General features: G+C 66.2%; 17 protein-coding genes and 2 pseudogenes. 5 read left to right on the forward strand and 14 right to left on the reverse strand.

Features of this window, described 5'->3' with window-relative positions; translation table 11 throughout:
- Nucleotides 1–91 precede the first annotated feature (91 nt).
- The 3 genes from Q5425_RS38575 to Q5425_RS38585 all read left to right on the forward strand — a co-directional run bounded on the left by Q5425_RS38575 (nucleotide 92) and on the right by Q5425_RS38585 (nucleotide 3,508).
- The gene (locus Q5425_RS38575; RefSeq protein WP_308677363.1) at nucleotides 92–889 is read left to right on the forward strand and encodes an SDR family NAD(P)-dependent oxidoreductase; all 798 of its coding nucleotides are present in this window, start codon (nucleotides 92–94) and stop codon (nucleotides 887–889) included.
- A 96-nt stretch (nucleotides 890–985) separates the two neighbouring features.
- Nucleotides 986–2,281 (forward strand): acyl-CoA dehydrogenase family protein, encoded by a 1,296-nt coding sequence (locus Q5425_RS38580; RefSeq protein ID WP_308677454.1) that lies wholly within the window; start codon nucleotides 986–988, stop codon nucleotides 2,279–2,281.
- Nucleotides 2,282–2,302: 21 nt separating this feature from the next.
- On the forward strand, nucleotides 2,303–3,508 hold the full coding sequence (locus Q5425_RS38585) for an acyl-CoA dehydrogenase family protein (protein ID WP_308677364.1): 1,206 nt from the start codon (nucleotides 2,303–2,305) through the stop codon (nucleotides 3,506–3,508).
- Nucleotides 3,509–3,661: 153 nt separating this feature from the next.
- Here Q5425_RS38585 and Q5425_RS38590 read toward each other — a convergent pair whose 3' ends face one another.
- From Q5425_RS38590 to Q5425_RS38640, 11 genes and pseudogenes are all read right to left on the reverse strand, one after another.
- Entirely contained in the window at nucleotides 3,662–4,558 is an 897-nt protein-coding gene (locus Q5425_RS38590) for a nucleotide-binding protein (protein ID WP_308677365.1), read from the reverse strand.
- A 109-nt stretch (nucleotides 4,559–4,667) separates the two neighbouring features.
- Nucleotides 4,668–4,973 (reverse strand): tyrosine-type recombinase/integrase, encoded by a 306-nt coding sequence (locus Q5425_RS38595; protein WP_308677366.1) that lies wholly within the window; start codon nucleotides 4,971–4,973, stop codon nucleotides 4,668–4,670.
- A 22-nt stretch (nucleotides 4,974–4,995) separates the two neighbouring features.
- Nucleotides 4,996–5,910: a phage integrase central domain-containing protein gene (locus tag Q5425_RS38600; protein WP_308677367.1), complete on the reverse strand. Its 915-nt coding sequence runs from the start codon at nucleotides 5,908–5,910 to the stop codon at nucleotides 4,996–4,998.
- Entirely contained in the window at nucleotides 5,910–6,098 is a 189-nt protein-coding gene (locus tag Q5425_RS38605) for a helix-turn-helix domain-containing protein (protein ID WP_308677368.1), read from the reverse strand. The genes Q5425_RS38600 and Q5425_RS38605 overlap by 1 nt, the downstream gene beginning before the upstream one ends.
- 15 nt (nucleotides 6,099–6,113) lie before the next feature.
- A pseudogene (locus Q5425_RS38610) lies at nucleotides 6,114–7,709 on the reverse strand (replication initiator).
- A complete protein-coding gene (locus Q5425_RS38615) occupies nucleotides 7,709–8,095 on the reverse strand; it encodes a hypothetical protein (RefSeq protein ID WP_308677370.1) in 387 nt (128 codons plus the stop codon). The pseudogene Q5425_RS38610 and the gene Q5425_RS38615 overlap by 1 nt, the downstream one beginning before the upstream one ends.
- Nucleotides 8,092–9,644, reverse strand: a pseudogene (locus Q5425_RS38620) (FtsK/SpoIIIE domain-containing protein). Before Q5425_RS38620 ends, Q5425_RS38615 begins: the two are co-directional and overlap by 4 nt.
- 335 nt (nucleotides 9,645–9,979) lie before the next feature.
- Nucleotides 9,980–10,231 (reverse strand): AMED_5909 family protein, encoded by a 252-nt coding sequence (locus Q5425_RS38625; RefSeq protein WP_396135349.1) that lies wholly within the window; start codon nucleotides 10,229–10,231, stop codon nucleotides 9,980–9,982.
- A complete protein-coding gene (locus tag Q5425_RS38630; RefSeq protein WP_308677371.1) occupies nucleotides 10,212–10,478 on the reverse strand; it encodes a hypothetical protein in 267 nt (88 codons plus the stop codon). The genes Q5425_RS38625 and Q5425_RS38630 overlap by 20 nt, the downstream gene beginning before the upstream one ends.
- 246 nt (nucleotides 10,479–10,724) lie before the next feature.
- Nucleotides 10,725–11,171, reverse strand: coding sequence for a hypothetical protein (locus Q5425_RS38635; RefSeq protein WP_308677372.1), 447 nt, complete (start codon nucleotides 11,169–11,171; stop codon nucleotides 10,725–10,727).
- Nucleotides 11,172–11,181: 10 nt separating this feature from the next.
- Complete coding sequence (locus Q5425_RS38640; RefSeq protein WP_308677373.1) at nucleotides 11,182–11,418, reverse strand: hypothetical protein; 237 nt, start codon at nucleotides 11,416–11,418, stop codon at nucleotides 11,182–11,184.
- A gap of 236 nt (nucleotides 11,419–11,654) precedes the next feature.
- Here Q5425_RS38640 and Q5425_RS38645 point away from each other — a divergent pair, with 236 nt between their 5' ends.
- Nucleotides 11,655–12,398, forward strand: a complete 744-nt coding sequence (locus Q5425_RS38645; protein WP_308677374.1) for a DUF5919 domain-containing protein — start codon at nucleotides 11,655–11,657, stop codon at nucleotides 12,396–12,398.
- Nucleotides 12,399–12,406: 8 nt separating this feature from the next.
- Nucleotides 12,407–12,877 (forward strand): NUDIX domain-containing protein, encoded by a 471-nt coding sequence (locus tag Q5425_RS38650; protein ID WP_308677375.1) that lies wholly within the window; start codon nucleotides 12,407–12,409, stop codon nucleotides 12,875–12,877.
- Nucleotides 12,878–12,909: 32 nt separating this feature from the next.
- Here the strand turns inward: Q5425_RS38650 and Q5425_RS38655 are convergent, their stop codons facing one another.
- The 3 genes from Q5425_RS38655 to Q5425_RS38665 form a co-directional block, all read right to left on the reverse strand.
- Nucleotides 12,910–13,404 (reverse strand): HEPN domain-containing protein, encoded by a 495-nt coding sequence (locus tag Q5425_RS38655; protein ID WP_308677376.1) that lies wholly within the window; start codon nucleotides 13,402–13,404, stop codon nucleotides 12,910–12,912.
- Between the two features lie 114 nt (nucleotides 13,405–13,518).
- Nucleotides 13,519–14,271, reverse strand: a complete 753-nt coding sequence (locus Q5425_RS38660; protein ID WP_396135350.1) for a hypothetical protein — start codon at nucleotides 14,269–14,271, stop codon at nucleotides 13,519–13,521.
- A gap of 1,116 nt (nucleotides 14,272–15,387) precedes the next feature.
- Nucleotides 15,388–16,449 carry an alpha/beta fold hydrolase gene (locus Q5425_RS38665; RefSeq protein ID WP_308677378.1) on the reverse strand — a complete coding sequence of 354 codons (1,062 nt, stop codon included), beginning with the start codon at nucleotides 16,447–16,449 and terminating at the stop codon, nucleotides 15,388–15,390.
- Between the last annotated feature and the right edge of the window lie 86 nt (nucleotides 16,450–16,535).

Consider the following 16,535-nt stretch of genomic DNA (forward strand, 5'->3'; position numbering starts at 1 on the left):
ATCGGCGCCGGAGACCGGCGTACCCAGGGATCGCCGATCCCCCGATCGGCGCGCTTTGCCGCGGCCCGCCCGGCGCGGCAACGCTGAACCCATGACCACTTACCTCGTCACCGGGGCCGGCAGCGGCCTCGGCGCCGTCACCGCCCGCGAACTGGCCGCCACCGGAGCCAGCGTCGTGCTCGCCGTCCGCGACCCCGCCCGCGTCACGGCGCCGCCGGGCGACACCGAAGTCCGGCGCCTCGACCTCGCCGACCTGGGCTCGGTGCGGGAGTTCGCGGCCGGCTGGGCGGGCGACCTCGACGTGCTGATCAACAACGCCGGCGTGATGGCCGTGCCGTACGCGAAGACCGCCGACGGCTTCGAGACGCACATGGCCATCAACCACTTCGGCCCGTTCCTGCTGACGAACCTGCTGCTGCCGCACCTGACCGGCCGCGTCGTCACGGTCTCGTCCGGGCTGGCGCGCCTGGGGAAGGTGCCGCTCGGCGACCTGAACTGGGAGCGCCGCCGCTACTCCGCGCTGGGTGCCTACAACCAGTCGAAACTGGCGAACCTGCTGTTCACACAGGAACTCCAGCGGCGGCTGACCGATTCCGGCCGCGCGGTCCGGGCCGTCGCCGCGCACCCCGGCGTCGCACGGACCGGGCTCGACCGGCACTTCGGCGGCGGCCTCTCCCTGCTGATGAAGGTCGTCTACCCGCTGATCGCGCAGAAAAAGGCCGAGTACGGCGCGCTGCCGATCCTGTTCGCAGCGACCGGTGACGTCCCCGGCAACGCCTACGTCGGCCCGGGCGGCCGGAACGGCGGGCGGCCCCGGCTCGAGCGGCGCCGAGACCACCGCGACGCCCGGGAGCTGTGGGAGGTCTCGGCCCGGCTGACGCGTGCGTGAACCCGCACTGGCGTGATCCCGGCTCGCAGGTTAACCTACTCGCGAGTAGGTAACGGGATGGAGGGCCACATGGCTGCGCCAAGGAAACGGGACGCGATGGGCTGGGGCCTGTCCGCGCTGACCCGGCTGGCCGGGAGCAAGGTCGTCGATCGGGCCGGGCTGCGCAAACCGCTCGAGGACCTGGTCACGGCGGGGACGCGCAACGGCTTCCGCGTCGCCGGCGCGGCGACCCGGTCGTTCAAGTCGGTGCAGAAGCTGGGCAAGCCCGCCCGGCTCACACCGGCCGCCGACACGGGGCTGTTCGACCTCACGCCGAGTGAGGACCAGCAGCTCATCGTCGAAACGGTCACGGAGTTCGCCGCCGAGCAGCTGCGCCCGGCCGCCGCGGACGCCGACGCCAAGCTCGAAGCACCCGAGGGCCTGCTGAGCCGGGCCGCCGAGCTGGGCATCAGCCTGGTCGGCATCCCGGAGGAGCTCGGCGGCGTCGGCACGGAACGCTCGGTGGTGACCAACGCGCTCGTCGCGGAAGCGCTTGCGCACGGCGACCTGGGCCTGGCCGTGGCCGTGCTCGCGCCGTCCGCGGTGAGCACCGCGCTGGTCAGCTGGGGCGACGAGCAGCAGCAAGCCGACTATCTCCCCGCGTTCGTCGGCGAGCACGTGCCGGCCGCCGCGCTGGCGCTGCAAGAACAGAAAGCGCTGTACGACCCGTTCAAGCCGGCGACGAAGGCGCGCCGCACCCCGAAGGGCTACCAGCTCGACGGCGTGAAGGCGCTGGTCCCGCGGGCGGCGCAGGCGGAGCTGTTCATCGTGTCGGCCGACCTCGAAGGCCGCGGCCCGGCGCTGTTCCTCGTCGAGTCGTCGAACGCCGGAGTGTCCATCGAGGCCGAGCCGGCGATGGGCCTGCGCGGCGCCGCGACCGGCAAGCTGCACCTTTCGAGCGTCGCGCTCCCGGCGGGCGCGCTGCTGGGCGGCGGCCAGGCGGACGTCTTCGCCGAGGTCGTCCGGCTTTCGCGGCTGGGCTGGGCGGCGCTGGCCGCCGGGACCGCGAAGGCCGTCCTCGACTACGTCGTCCCCTACGTCAACGAGCGGACCGCATTCGGCGAGCCGATCAGCCACCGGCAGGCGGTGGCGTTCTCCGTCGCCGACATCGCGATCGAGCTGGAGGGCCTGCGGCTGGTCACGCTGCGCGCCGCGGCGCGGGCCGAGCAGGGCAAGTCCTACGCCCGCGAGGTCGCGCTGGCCCGGAAGCTGGCCGTGGACAAGGGCATGCAGATCGGCAGCGCGGGCGTGCAGCTGCTCGGCGGGCACGGCTTCGTCAAGGAGCACCCGGTCGAGCGCTGGTACCGGGACCTGCGCGCCATCGGCGTCATGGAAGGCGCCGTCCTTCTTTAGGCTTCGGAAAGGCTTTGGACCATGATCAACCTGGAAGTTCCCAAGAAGGCCGGCGCGCTGATCAACCAGGCGTACCAGGCCGCGGCCGAGGTGTTCCGGCCGATCTCGCGCAAGTACGACCGCGCGGAGCACACGTACCCGGCCGAGCTGGACATGTTCGCGGCGCTGCTGGACGGCCTCAATTCGTCGGGTGAGGGCGGCGCGGGCGCGGCGGGCGTGCGCCGCTCCGGTTCCGACGATTCGGCCAAGGGAAATCGCAACGGCGCCAACCTGAACGTCGTCCTCGGCACGATCGAGATGTGCTGGGGTGACGTCGGCCTGCTGCTGTCGATGCCGCGGCAGGGCCTGGGCAACGCGGCGATCAGCTCGGTGGCCACGGACGAGCAGCTGGAGCGCTTTTCCGGCATGTGGGCGGCAATGGCGATCACCGAGCCGGGCTTCGGCTCGGACTCGGCGGCGGTCAGCACGACGGCTCGTCTCGACGGCGACCACTACGTGTTGAACGGCGAGAAGATCTTCGTCACGTCGGGCGAGCGCGCGGACGCGGTGGTCGTCTGGGCCACGCTGGACAAGAGCAAGGGCCGCGCGGCGATCAAGTCGTTCGTGGTCGAGAAGGGCACACCGGGCTTCGAGGTGGTGCGCACCGAGCACAAGCTCGGCATCCGCGCCTCCGACACGGCGGTGCTGCGCTTCGAAAACTGCCGCGTGCCCCGCGAAAACCTGTTGGGCACACCGGAGATCGACACAAAAAAGGGTTTCGCGGGCGTCATGCAGACGTTCGACAACACCCGGCCGCTGGTGGCGGCGATGGCGATCGGCGTGGCCCGCGCGGCCCTCGACGAGACCCGCAAAATCCTCACCACCGCCGGGGTGACCATCGATTACGACCGCCCAGCCAATTCCCAGCACGCCGCGGCGGCGGAGTTTCTGAGGTTGGAGGCGGACTACGAGTCGGCGTATTTGCTGACGCTCGAGTCGGCTTGGATGGCGGACAACCGCAAGCCGAACTCGCTCCAGGCGTCGATGGCGAAGGCCAAGGCGGGGCGTTCGGTGGTGGAGATCGCGTTGAAGTGCGTTGAGCTCACCGGGGCTTACAGCGAGGAGTCGCTGCTGGAGAAGTGGGCTCGGGATGCGAAGATCCTCGACATCTTCGAGGGGACTCAGCAGATCCAGCAGCTGATCGTCGCGCGGCGGATCCTCGGGAAGTCGTCGGCTGAGCTGAAGTAGTTGTGACGTAACGGAAAGCCGCCCGGTCGCTTGCCCTTCTCGGGGCTCTGCGACCGGGCGGCTTTCGCGTCGGCGGGGGCGGGGTTTCATGATCAGGCCGCCTCCAGGCCGTCATCGAACAGAGGCCCGTCCGGCCGGCACATCACAGTGAAGTCAGATCGCGCTATCGACCTGCACACGGGAGTCATGCGCGAGCCCCAAGTCGTCGTTCGAGTTGAGCGTGAACGTCTTGAGTTCATCCTCTTGTATCTGCGAGACCGCGCCGTTGGCACTCCCGATGATCTTGCCTCGCTCGTCGCTGTAAGTAGCTGTAATGAACGCCATCTGCTTCCTGGGCCCGAGGTTCTTCGCCTCTCCCAAGACCGTGTACAGCCCAAAACCAACGGTCTTTGGCTCCTGTAGGCGCAGTAGGAAATCTCCCGAGCGAGTCCAGCCGTCCTCCTCTCTGGGGGTCGCCGACAACGCCCCCGCGCCCGACGGCTCGGCCCCAACGCCGGACGTGAAGTCGGGTTCAGGGGGCACCGTGAATTGTCCAGCCTGGTACCAGTCCGACTTCCCCGAGATGTCGACTTCGCATCCTGCGGACTGGAGCCGCTCAACCAGCTCCTGTCGCTGATTCGGCGCGTTTCCCATGCGCAAGACGTGACGACCGGCCACATCGCTGAACGGACGCATGCGACCAATCTCGACCAGCACCGTCCGGTCGGAGTGCCGACCCATCGCCATGCCCGCCTCGAAAAGAACATTGGGCCGCGCCTGAGTCGATGGGCTCAGGTCCGGATCGCTCATTCCATCGGCATATTCAGGGCGAAGGCTGACCACTTCATCTGGGGTGAGCAGCACGATGACCGCCTGTGCCGCATCGAACGCCATGTCCAAAATGTCACCAATATACGGATTCGGCTCTTTGGTCAGCGCCCGAGCCCTGCCCCACTCGATCGGGTTCAGGTCGATGGCGCGCAGGAACTCGAACATAGCTTGCTTAGCTTCGATGTTCCGGCCGTGCACCACGAAGACGTTGCGCCGCCTCTTCGCTTCTTGCTCGTCCATCCGACAACCTCATTCGCCCAAACCTACGAAGATCCACTAGTCAGTGTAGACCAACGATGTGATCAATTTCACACGACATGCCGATTGCGCTCATCGCCAGGTGAGACTGCTAGGCGGCTTTCAAGGCAGGCCGCCCGAACACCGCGTCGACGGCCTCACGTGCCCGCTGGTGGCTCGACGGGACGAGGTGCGTGTACGTCCGGAGCGTGAAGCCCGGGTCCGCGTGCCCAAGGTAGTCGGCCAGCTCGGTAATCGACACCGCACGGGCCAGGAGCGTCGACGCGTAGAAGTGACGGAGCGCATGCATCCCGTCCGCGCGACCTCGGTACTTGATCCCGGCCGCCCGGAACGCTCCGTGCCAGACGACCTTCGTGAACAGGTCGCCGGAGTACAGCCGGCCAGCTTCGCCGGTCATCAGCAGCCGCGCCGTAACCGGATCACCGTCCGCGCTCTGCCAGGGCAGCGTGACTGCCACGGACGGGGAACCGGTCCTCGTGGTCGTCGATCTCGGCCAGCATGGCGGCCGACAGCGGGATGGTTCGCTCCTTTCCCCGCTTGGGGAAAGGAGCGAACATCATCACGCCTCTGACCGTCTTGATCTGTCGACGAATCCGCACGGTCATCGCCGTCCGGTCGATGTCGTCGGGTGAGAAGCCCAGAATCTCACCCTGCCGTAAACCGAAGCCAGCACCGAGCGGAACCGCGATCTTGAACCGCTCCGCCAGCCCCGACCGCACAGCCTGAACACGTTCCTCCGGCCATACGACGATCGGCGGGCTACTCGCGACCGGTCGCCGCACGGTCTTCGCGTGGCACGGGTTCTCACGAATCCGGCGGTCGTCCACGGCCGAATCCATCACGCCGGAGACGGTGTTGAACAAGACCGCCTGGTAGTTGTCCGAGAGCTTCCGCTCTTCCATCGAGCCGACCCAGTCACGAATGGTCGCCGGTTTGATCTGCCCGACCTTCTTGGTCTCGAAGACTGGGTAGATCTGGCTTTCGAGCCGACTGAGGATGGTCGACCGCGTGCCCGGGTCCGGGGACTGGCCCTTCAACCAGCTCTCCGCCTGCTGGCGGAACGTCGTCATCGAGGCCCGCGGATCGATGTACTTGTCTTCGCGTTTGTCGGACTCGACACCAATGAGGAAGTCCTCAGCGCGCTTCTTCTGCTTGTCCGCGAACGACTTCGAGCGTTCGTTGTTGTCCGGGTCGAGGTACCGGACCTTGTACCGCAGCCCGATGCCGTACAGCTCGGACCGTTCCATGACGGGCTTGCCCCGCGCGTTGAGGATGACCTTCCCGGTCACCGCATCCCGCGCGGGGCGAAACCACCGATCTTGGATGTGCCCCATCAGGCCGCCTCCGCGTCGACCCAGGCGCGCAGCTTGGCCGGGTCATAGCGCAGGTGCCGGCCGATCTTCTTGACCGGCGGGCCCTCGCCGCGCCATTTCCACTGGTAGAGCGTCTTCACCGGAACGCCGAGGTAGTCCGAGACGTCTTCGACGGTCCAGAGCCGGTTCATGCTGCTGACGTTGTTCATGTGCTCCCCCTTTGATCAGGCCGCGAGTCCAGTTACCGAAGTTTCTGGCGGTCTCTCCGCTGCCAGTAGCGCCCGGTCTTACTCGGCCTTCCATGTGATCCGCTCGGCGATAGCGCGCATCACAAGGTGCGGCCGGGGCGGGACCTGCGGGTCTCCGGGCTCGACCTTCCGCCAGACCTGCTGTGACCGGTCGACCTCCGGCTTCACGATCCCGACCGCCGCGAGCGCCTGGAGCACAAACGCCCGGCGGTCGGCCTTGTGGTCCACGAGCGTCTTGCCCGACCACTTCCGCGAAACCAGGACGCGGCGGCCGGGCAGCCCGAGCGTGGTCCGGCGGTGAGCCCGGCCCTTGCAGTGGCCTGGAGTGGTCTTGCCCGTGACGCCCTTGGGTTGGATGCCGTAGAGCAGCCAGACCGCGCAGCGCGGCGAACACGGCGTGACCGACAGCTCGGCGTGAAGCCGGTCGTGGTGATCAGCCTGGGCTGCGCTATCGGCCTCCACCACTTCACCGGTGGACTTGGTGAGGTACTTGGTCAGATAACCGATGTGACGGCCGGCCTCCTCTGTGCCGCCGAGGATGCCCTTCGAGTGGACTTGCCGCCCGAACGTGACGACGTGCGCCGGACTCTCGACCGCCTCCACCGCGTCGTCCCACCGGGTCAGCGGCCGACGTGTCTCCGGGTCGACGAAGCCGGTGTCCGGGCCGTCCCAGATCGGGAGGCGATTGGTGTAGACGATCTCGTCGTGGGACGGCCACCAGACCTGGCGATAGGTGGCTTCGGTGACCTGGCGGATCACGTCGTGCGGCACCGCGCCCCGGATAGCGGTATGCAGGTGCGGAGCGGCCCGACGCTGGGGCTCGACGGTGGCGAAGTACTGGGCGTCCCAGCCGACGACCCGCCGCAGGTTCGGCCACCACCGGTCCACCAGCGCGGAGAAGTGCACCGCATCCCGAGCGGCCCGCCGGTAGTCATACCGCGATGGGTCGACCGGCGAGCCGTCACCACGGACCGGGCCGTAGGTGTCGCAGGTCAGCGTCACGAACATCGACGGCCGGAACTTGCCCGCGTACTCCCGCCCGACCGTCGTCTTCGCGACCTTCCGCCGAGGCAGGTTCGGAGCATCCTGCCGACGACGGGTCGAGCGCTTCACCGGGCGCTTGGCCGGGACGTCGAGGGCAGGCAGCCGGCCCCGCATCCCGAGTTGCCGAAGTTCCGCATCCACCCCGGCGACCTCCTCCCGCAACTCCTCCGCCTCCGTCTGGTCGTGCTCGACCACCTCCTGATACGCCGCGACGAGATCGGCGCGGTAGGTCAGCAGCTCGTTGTGATCCTCCGACGGCAGCTCGGCGGCGAAGACGGGTTCCTCGGTCATGTGCCAGCCCTCGCGGCACTGGGCCTGCCGGAGTGCCTTCGCCTTCCGCGCACACGGCAGGCACACCGACTCCACCGTGGAGCCGCAAGGGACGGGGACGTAGCGGAGTTCGCCGCTCGTGGTGTCGCCGACCTCCATCGTGAAGGGCCGGACGCAGACGCCGTGCTTCTCCGCCGTCGCCCGGATCACATCGGCAGCCAGCGGTGTCCGCATCCGTTCAGCCCGGGTCTCGCTCATCAGGCCGCCACCTCCCCGGCCATCGACCAGCCGCGCAGTAGGTAGACCGGCATGTCCTGCTTCGCCCCGGCCGGGAGGTCCGGGAACGTGCTCGGCTCGAACCGCACCACGCCGAAGACGAGGACCGGGATGCCGCAGGGTGTCCGACCGGTGATCGAGATGTGCACCCACTTGCCGTCACACAGCCGCCACAGCCGCGCCGAGACCTCATCGAGGGTCTGTGTCCACACCACCAGTGCCCGCGCCACCTCCGGCAGGCCGTCCACGTCGAGCTGAACCGTGATCGGGCCGGACCAGGCGTTGACATCGACCGACGCGGCCGGCGGCAGCTGATAGGAGTCGAGGTGGTCGCGGATGGCATCAAGGAAGATCATCAGCCGGTTCACGCGGCCACCCCCTCGCCGCCGTGTCGCAAATCCGCGACGCCCCCGTTTGTGATATACGCCTCCAGCGCCTTCACGGTGCTGTCGGAGACCCACCCGGCACGGATGCGCAGGGGCTCGCGGATGCCTTCGCCCCACACGTAACCGACACCGGCCTCCGAGTCGCCGATCCGGTTCGCCCACGCCCCACGCTCGTACGCGCCGTCACCGAGGACCATCCCGACGTGCGTCTTGGAGGTCACGCGCAGGCACACCCGCCGGGTGAACAGCTCGCGGACCGGAACGGTGTCTTTGGTGGGCTCCTGGACGTAGCCACGGACCGAGATCCCGAGCGCCCGACCTTGAGTGGTCAGCAAGGCGACGCGCTCCACAATGGCCTCACGGGTCTTGCGGTCGGTGTACTTCGTCAGCGCCCCGATCTCGTCGAACTCCAGCAGCTCCAACGGATACTCCGTCGACACCGGGATCGTCCGCAGCCGACCGGCGAAGGCCCGCTTGCGAGATTCCATCTCCTCCACCAGGCCGTCAAGCAGCTCCACGGCGTCCTTGCCACCCACCGCGTACCGGGAGAAGATCCCGCGCCCGTACGCCAGTTCCATTCCCTTCGGGTCGATCCCGGACATCCGCACCACCCCGGCCCGGATCGCCGAGGCAGCCGCGACCAGCGGACACCACATCACCGAGTTCTTGCCCGCCCCGGAGGCACCGGCGGTCAGGCAGTGAGCACCGGAGCCCAGCAGAGGGACGCGCCAGTCACGCCCGTACTCGGTCCGACCCGCCCAGACGTTGCGCAGGTCCACGCCGGTCGAGTCGACGCCGTCGGGGACCTGGGGGCCGGCCACCCCGCCGCCCAGGAGGTCACGCCGTTGGAAGTCGATCGACACCACGTTGGGTGTCAGTTCGCGACCTGGCAGCGAGCGACCTTCCGCGCGACGGCCAAGGCACGGGCGGCGTCGTCGAAGTCCTCCGGCTTCTGACCGGCCACCAGTTCCACCCGCACCTCGTCCCACGACGCTCCGGAGCGCACGCCGAGCACCTTGGGCATCCGCGTGCCGGAGCGGGTCGAGGTCGAGCGGGAGAGGGCACGTCGGCGGCCGACCAGGTTCACGTTCACCACCACCGGCAAGGCCTCGTCCCGCACCGACAGCCCGCAGGCGTGCAGCCACTCCGGCAGCTTCCGGCCATAGACCGCCCAGCGGGCCCACCAGGAGCGCAGGAACCGCCAGCACCACTGATCGAACGAGACGGCATCGATCGCCCACCACGTCGCCAGAACGACCGCGATACCGCCGAGGATGATCGCCAGGGAGAGCCAGCCGAACAGCTCGCACCAGGCGTAGACCGCGATCACGGCCAGGCTGGTCCGCCACCGCGTCACCACCTGCGCGAGCATCCACGCCACGGCCTTGCACAGCCACCACAGGGCCACGAACACCACGGCCGCCGCAGCCAGAGCTTCCAGGATCGAGGCCAGGGCACGGCCGACTCTGTGCAGCACCCACACACCGAGCCCCAGCCCGGCCAGGGCCACTACCGCGAAGCCGGGAGACATCACCGACCACCCCGCTTCACCCGCAGATCCAGCGGCAGCATCTCCAAGCAGGGAGCGCACTTGGTCTCACCGGGCAGGAGTTTGGCGAATCGTTTGCAGGCGGCGCAGCGCGTTCGGGTGACCCCCGTTGACGCTCGCCGGTTGTCGTCGTTTAGCGTTGTCATTGTTCACTTCCGCTGGGTTGTGGACAGCGCAGGAGCGGCAAGGTTGGTAGCCAGGCACCGCTTCTGCGCCTTAACGGATCACACGCACCCGCAACAGGGCGTGCTTCATCGCCGCACGTCATCGCGTGCGTTTTCGCTACTACTGTTGACTTTTAAGTCGTCTACATGCGACTAATCAGCAGGCTTGCTCTCCGCCTGGAGTTCCACCGAGATCTCACCCGCTTTCCGTTCCTCGTAGCTGGCCCAATACAGCGCCTCGTGGTGATGGCCCCGGTCAATGTCGGCGACGGCCTTGTACAACCGTGCGTTGCCGAGTCGGAACGCCAGCCACACCGAGGGGTTCGCGTCGTTCGGTGGCCGGCGGTCCATCACGACCTCATGGGCGTCCCGCAGCGTCTTCGGCTCACCCTTGCGCACGGTCACCCCTCTCCGCGCGGGCTTCCAGCAGCGCCGCCAGTTCCTCGGCGTGGTCGCGGAGACGGCGCAGGAACACCGCGCATCCCGTCCACGCTTCCTGATCCTCCGGCGGCACCAGCGTCACCACGCACAGCCCACCAGCCAGCACCAGCACCGGCGGGTGCGATGCGCCCGTCCCGGTCTCCTCCACCGTCACCTCGGTACCCGCGCTCACCGTCCAGCGCAGCCCCAGCCCGTCCCACGTAGCCGTCATGCGCTTCCCACTCCCGGGCCAGGTCGGCGAACCCCTCGGCCGCCGACTCCAGCGCCGCCACACACCACCACGGCAACCCGCGCGCCTGCGCCAGCTCGTGCCACGCCCGCGACACCCGCCGAGCAGCATTCGCCGTATTCGTCGCACTCACCGGCGACAGGACCGCACGGCCGTGCTCCCACGCGGCCATGTAGTCCCGATACGCCTGCTCCCACGCCTCGACCCGCTCGCGGAAGCCCACCATCGTCACGCTGCCTTCGCCGTCTCACCGGACCCACCGGACCGAGATGCCTTGCTCGCGGCCTGCTTGAAGCCGGTCGCGCGGAACACATAGGACTGGTATTTGAATTCGCCCTGCCCAGCCACGCGCGGTTCGGCCGTCAGACCGTCCAGCTCGATCGGCCGCATCCCCGGGAGCGCTTCCGACGTGGTCGGCACCGGCTGGACGTCGGCAAGAAGGGTGATCTCGAAGGAGGCCCGCTTCGCCCGCGTCTCGGACGGGTCAGTGACCATGACCTTCCACTGCCGCTTACCCGTGATCTCGTCAACCCGCTGCCGCACCGGACGGTTGGCGGCCCGGTCCTCACGCGACTGGTACTCGTTGTCCGGCGACACCTCGCCCACCATCACCAAGCCCTGCGGAAACGCGTCGTCGAAGTCGATGCCGAACCGGTGTCCCTTATCGATAGCCATGCTGAATCCCTTATGTCGTCTGTTGGTCAGTTTCTTCGGGCGGTTCTCCGCCTCGTGCCGCTGCGGCGTCCAGTGCCGCGCTCACCTCGTCCAGTTCCCTCCGCAGTACGGCGATGGCGTCGGAGTCCACGAGCAGGACCACCGGGAACGCCTTGCCGAACCGGACTTCCGCGCGGTTTGCGTACGTCAGCGCCCGGACACGAATCGGCAGATCAGCCGTGACGTGGATCTGAACCGTGTCGCGCATGCCACGCCGCGCCTACGCCGCACGTCGGCGAGGGATCGGCCGCTTGTCCAAGCCAGCCGGCCGGACGGCGGTTTCAATGGTCACGCCTACCTCCTCGGTGTCCTGGCACCGGGCCTGCCCCGGCAACCTGACACCCAGACTCCGCCAAAACGCGGGACGTGATCACCACGTGGCAGGACATCTTGGGACGTCCCTGGTACCGTCGAAGACGTCCCTACACGTCCCAAGGGGTGCCGATGCCGAACGAACGCCTGCGTGACGCGCTGCTGCGCAACGGCCTGACGCTGGAGCAGGTCGCCAAGGCCGTCGGGGTCGATCAGAAGACCGTCGAGCGCTGGATCACCAAGAACCGGACGCCCTACCCCAAGCACCGGCACAAGATCGCCGCCATGGCGCGCGAGTCAGAGACCTACCTGTGGCCGGACTCGGTGGCCCCGGAGCGCAAGGCCGAGACGGCCGCCGCCGAGCTTGTGCAGGTCTTCCCGCACCGCAACGCCGTACCCGTCGAACTGTGGGACCGGCTAATCAAGGAAGCATCGGAGACCGTCGAGATCCTGGTCCACGCAGCGTTGTTCCTGGTCGAACGCCCGCGGTTCATCAAGGACCTGGCAGCCAAGGCAGCGGCCGGCGCTCGAATCCGACTCGCGTTCGGCGACCCCGAGGGGGACAGCGTGGCCCTGCGCGGCGAGGAAGAGCAGCTCGGCGACGGGACGCTTGCGGCACGCATCCGCAACGCGCTGGCGTCCTACCGGCCACTGGTCGGCGTCGACGGGGTAGAGATGCGGTTCCACAACACGACGCTCTACAACTCGATCTTCCGGTTCGACGACGAGATGATCATCAACACGCACGTGTACGGGTTCCAGGGAGCCCACGCCCCGTCCCTCCACCTGCGGAGACTCTCCGCCGGGGACCTCTTCGAGACCTACTCGGAGAGCTTCGAGTCAGTCTGGAACCTCGCCAAGCCGGCCACCTTCTAGGAGGCAGCATGACCCGAGTCGACTATTACAACGATCCGAACGCACCCAAGGCCAACAGCATCGCGGTAGCGGTGTCTGCGTTCATCCAGGACGACGAAGGCCGGATCCTGATGATCAGGCGCACGGACAACGACCTGTACTCCATCCCTGGAGGCCAGCTGGAGCTCGGCGAGACGCTCGCCGAGGCGGCGGTCCGGGAGGTCCGCGAGGAGACCGGCATCGAGTGCGAGGTTAAGGAGGTAATTGGTCTCTATTCAAATCCTAAGCACGTCATCGCCTACGACGACGGCGAAGTTCGGCAAGAGTTCTCCATTTGCTTTCGTGCCGCGCCGACCAGCGGAACACTCAGGACGAGCAATGAAAGCAAAGAAGTGACTTGGATACCGAAAGATTCCCTAGAGAAACTTCCAATTCATCCCTCAACTAAGCTTCGCTTATCACATGCCTTGAACCGAAATAGCGACGTCTTCTTTTCTTAGATAGTCGACGTTGCGCCTGCCAAGAGTTGGACTTAGTACCACACTTTACCTATGGAATAGGTAGCCTTAATGTGACCACTCAAATTCCTGTCGGTAACGCCAGCCAAGTGAGAGAAGATTCCTCGAACCAGATTGAGGCAATCGTCGGTCAGTCGTGCCTGCCCAGTCTTATTGGTGTTCCATGAGTACGCCCTCATTGGGGCTCCATGCGCAAAGTGGTGGCGTACGGTAACAATTTCATCCACAAGGTTTTTTACCGCAGGACCACCCATACCCCGACTAGGCCAATTCCAATCGTTGATCGGATCGTAGCCAGTTGACGTATAGATTAGATCGCGTGCGTTACCATATTTCGGAGTATTAAACCTCTTGAGCTCGCTATCAATTTTTGGCGCCAACAAATCAATCACGGCAGAGTAACGCACGTCGAGCGGGTCGGCAACTAACGTCAAAAAGTCTTTTACAACGTTCTCGAGGTAAGTTTCCCAGGCTGCAACGTGCGCCGCCAGGCAGGCTGCATACTGCACTTTTTTCTCATACTGAGTGAAGGTTCCTCTTCGCTTGCGAACATTCGTCCGCAACGTCTCAGCGTTGCGAACAGCATTTCTATATCCCACCTTGGCTGGCGACGGCATCATCACTCACAACGCATCGACAAAGTCTTCAAGTGCGGCCAGATAGGTCTTGAGAGGCACGGGGTTAACCTGCACTCGTTCACCAGCCACTTGCTTAGGGCCGGCCGTCATCTTGTGCAGCGGAATGCCGAGCATTGCAGATACAATGCATGCACCATGATAGTCAGGGACAGTTATGAACGCATTCTCCGGCTTGCTCCTTGGGTTTGCAAAGATCGATCGATGCTGTCGATAGATCCTACTAACGGTTGCCTCAATTGTATTCGCCACCGCAAGAAATGCCTTACTGGGCTTACCTTCATATTTAGTCACTCGATTGCTGACAAAAGTATGAAGAAGAGGAAGGTCAACCCCCTCCTCCTTAGCTCTACGCGAGAAGCTGATTCGCGAATAGGCCGAAACCTTGTCATCGCCGATTCCATATGTCAGAGCGACAACATTCTCAATTGCGCGCCGCGAACTGTCATCAGCGGTGAACGGCACTACAATATTCCGGGCAGCAGCCAGTCCTAGTTGAGTGTAGATGGCGAAGCTGGGGTTACAGTCAAACATGAAGACAGCAGGACGATTACCGCTACGCGCCGCGAGTGCCACCGTAAGATCCTTGATCCACTCGGTAACCTTCTTCCACGAATCCGTCGGTATGGCCAACTGGGAAGTTTGACGAATGGCTTCGGCAAGAATTTCGAGAAGATTGTCCCCGCAAACAAGATATAGGTTGTCTGGAACATTCTTGTTAACGGTCACAGGGTGACTCACGTACGGCTCAACGCTATCAATCTGGCGAAACGGCGAGCTTAGTCGCGCTTCAATATATCCCGCCACAGTGGCCCGACTTGCCCTCCCAATAAGCTCATGCATAGCGTTTGGACTGGTTTGATAACCGCCCAACAAGATCTCGCTAACATTCGCCTGCGGGCATAGGTCGATGACGTAAACGTCAACATCCTTATTTCTGTGGGCGTACTCCGATGACGCGATGAAGCATAGGTAGCTCTTTCCTACGCCCCCCTTGTTGTTCCAGAATGCATACGATGTCACCCGAGGGCCCCACTTCTGTTCAGATCCTTCAGGCCCCAAATCCTACACCGCCTGTGGTCGTATTCTGCCGAACTTGGCTCTATGGGATCAAGGGCGCGCCGCCGCAGGCGGCGCGCCTGTCGCCTACGGAGCCCCTCGCCTTGGCGACCGCATCCGCTTCCGACACGGCGGGCTGCCGCTCCGCTCCGCTCCGCCCGCCGGCCGGGCGGTGCGGCCGCCAGCGGGTCACCTCGCGCAGCGCCGCACGGCGGCGGCACACGGGTCCCCAGAGCCAACGTCGGCCTCCTCTGCGAGCGGCTGTGACAGACGGGTCGTTCGTGACTCGATCTCTGTTACGCACCGTCGTGAGAGACCTCCATCCCGACGCCGGATCGTGACAACGGCCGGTAGCACCGCGTCAAGACGGTGAAGCGTGTCTTGACCCGGCACCACCGGCCGCGTGCTGGCTTCGTATCGGGATGCAGGGGTAGGTGTGGCTGGTCCGCCAGGCCGTCTCCAGGCCGTCAGAGGCCGGGGAGAGGCGACAGACGACGAGAACTAACGAGACACATCAGCGCAGCTCAGAGGCCGTTTACGACGAAACGAGCGAGGCCCGCGAAATCCAGCTGAGAAATTCTGGACATCTTCGAGGGGACGCAGCAGATTCAGCAGCTGATCGTGGCTCGGCGAGTGCTCGGGAAGACTTCCGCCGAGCTGAAGTAGTTGTGATGTAACGGAAAGCCGCCCGGTCGCTTGCCCCTCCTTGAGGCTCTGCGACCGGGCGGGCGTTACGAACTTCCCGGCGCCGCGTGGGCGGACGTCCGCTACAGCGCGGCCGAGCCGTTCGAGATCGACCTAGTCGGCTGAAGCCCGGTCGTCGAGGAACTCGTCCAGGTACCGCCAAGTGGTGCCCCGCGCCTTGCGGCCCGTCAGGACACCCAAGTGCCCGCCGGGAGCCGTCTTGAAGCGGACCTCCGGGGCCTTGTCCAGCAGCTCCACCACGCGCTCCACCGACGGACGAGGGGCGATCGTGTCGTTTTCGCCCGCCACCACCAACGTCGGAACGCGGACCGATGACAGCGAAATGATGCGGCCGTTCAGGTCCACCTTGCCCTCCGCCAGGTCGTTCGTGCGGAACAGGCGGTGGTACAGCTGGCCGAACGTGCGGCCCGGGTACGCGTACATGTTGCTCATGAAGTGGTCGACCGCCTCGATCTGGGCGAGGTAGTCGCGGTCGTCGAGGTGGGACAGGATCGCCAGCGGCTTCGTGATTTCCCTGCTGATGCCCGTGGCGCGGAAGACCCGGCTGACCAAATAGGACGGTGCGCCGCCGAACACGCGGTAGATCGGGGTCAGCAGGTGGCCGTTCGTCAGGTCGACCAGCGGGCGGAACGGGGCCACGATCGGGATGGCCGTGAAGTCCACCGGCGAGCCGATCGCGGTGATCGACGCGATCGGCAGGTCGGGCCGGTCGGCGTTCACCAGCAGCGAGAAGATCCCGCCCAGCGACCACGACACCAAGTGCACGTCTTGGCCGCCGGCGTCCGCGCTCACGCGCCGGATCGCGCGCGGCAGCACCTCGTCGATCCAGTGCTCGATGCCCAGGCGGCGGTCGGAGAACGCGACCACGCCGTAGTCGACGAGGTAGGTGTTGCGGCGGCCCTCGACCAGGTGCTCGACGAGGCTGCAGCCGCGGCGCAGGTCGAAGCAGATCGCCGGCGCGGCCAGCGGCGGCACCAGCAGGACCGGCGGCCCGGACACCGGCCCGCCGCGGTGGGTCATCCGGTACAGCGAGCGGTTGGGTCCCTGGTCGATCAGCACCCGCGGCATCGGGCGCAGGTCGGCGAGGCCGCCGTGCAGCACCTTGCCGACCACGTTCGACGCCGCCGCGGCCAGCCGTGCGGGTGGTGAAACCATCGTCCTCGTGCCTCCCGGAAGCGGATCCGGAAGCGGATCCGGGAGCAATCTTGCCGGGCCGGGCGGGCGGACTCAACACCCACGAC

Source organism: Amycolatopsis sp. A133, from assembly GCF_031082405.1.
In the GTDB taxonomy this organism is placed as follows: domain Bacteria; phylum Actinomycetota; class Actinomycetes; order Mycobacteriales; family Pseudonocardiaceae; genus Amycolatopsis.

Excerpts from the sequence above, each read along its gene's own strand:
- Q5425_RS38595 (WP_308677366.1), bottom strand. The coding sequence starts at position 4,973 with ATGACCGGCGAAGCTGGCCGGCTGTACTCCGGCGACCTGTTCACGAAG.
- Q5425_RS38635 (WP_308677372.1), bottom strand. The coding sequence starts at position 11,171 with ATGGCTATCGATAAGGGACACCGGTTCGGCATCGACTTCGACGACGCG.
- Q5425_RS38665 (WP_308677378.1), bottom strand. The coding sequence starts at position 16,449 with ATGGTTTCACCACCCGCACGGCTGGCCGCGGCGGCGTCGAACGTGGTC.
- Q5425_RS38580 (WP_308677454.1), top strand. The coding sequence starts at position 986 with ATGGGCTGGGGCCTGTCCGCGCTGACCCGGCTGGCCGGGAGCAAGGTC.
- Q5425_RS38605 (WP_308677368.1), bottom strand. The coding sequence starts at position 6,098 with ATGAACAACGTCAGCAGCATGAACCGGCTCTGGACCGTCGAAGACGTC.
- Q5425_RS38600 (WP_308677367.1), bottom strand. The coding sequence starts at position 5,910 with ATGGGGCACATCCAAGATCGGTGGTTTCGCCCCGCGCGGGATGCGGTG.
- Q5425_RS38645 (WP_308677374.1), top strand. The coding sequence starts at position 11,655 with ATGCCGAACGAACGCCTGCGTGACGCGCTGCTGCGCAACGGCCTGACG.
- Q5425_RS38650 (WP_308677375.1), top strand. The coding sequence starts at position 12,407 with ATGACCCGAGTCGACTATTACAACGATCCGAACGCACCCAAGGCCAAC.
- Q5425_RS38640 (WP_308677373.1), bottom strand. The coding sequence starts at position 11,418 with ATGCGCGACACGGTTCAGATCCACGTCACGGCTGATCTGCCGATTCGT.
- Q5425_RS38585 (WP_308677364.1), top strand. The coding sequence starts at position 2,303 with ATGATCAACCTGGAAGTTCCCAAGAAGGCCGGCGCGCTGATCAACCAG.
- Q5425_RS38590 (WP_308677365.1), bottom strand. The coding sequence starts at position 4,558 with ATGGACGAGCAAGAAGCGAAGAGGCGGCGCAACGTCTTCGTGGTGCAC.
- Q5425_RS38630 (WP_308677371.1), bottom strand. The coding sequence starts at position 10,478 with ATGACGGCTACGTGGGACGGGCTGGGGCTGCGCTGGACGGTGAGCGCG.
- Q5425_RS38575 (WP_308677363.1), top strand. The coding sequence starts at position 92 with ATGACCACTTACCTCGTCACCGGGGCCGGCAGCGGCCTCGGCGCCGTC.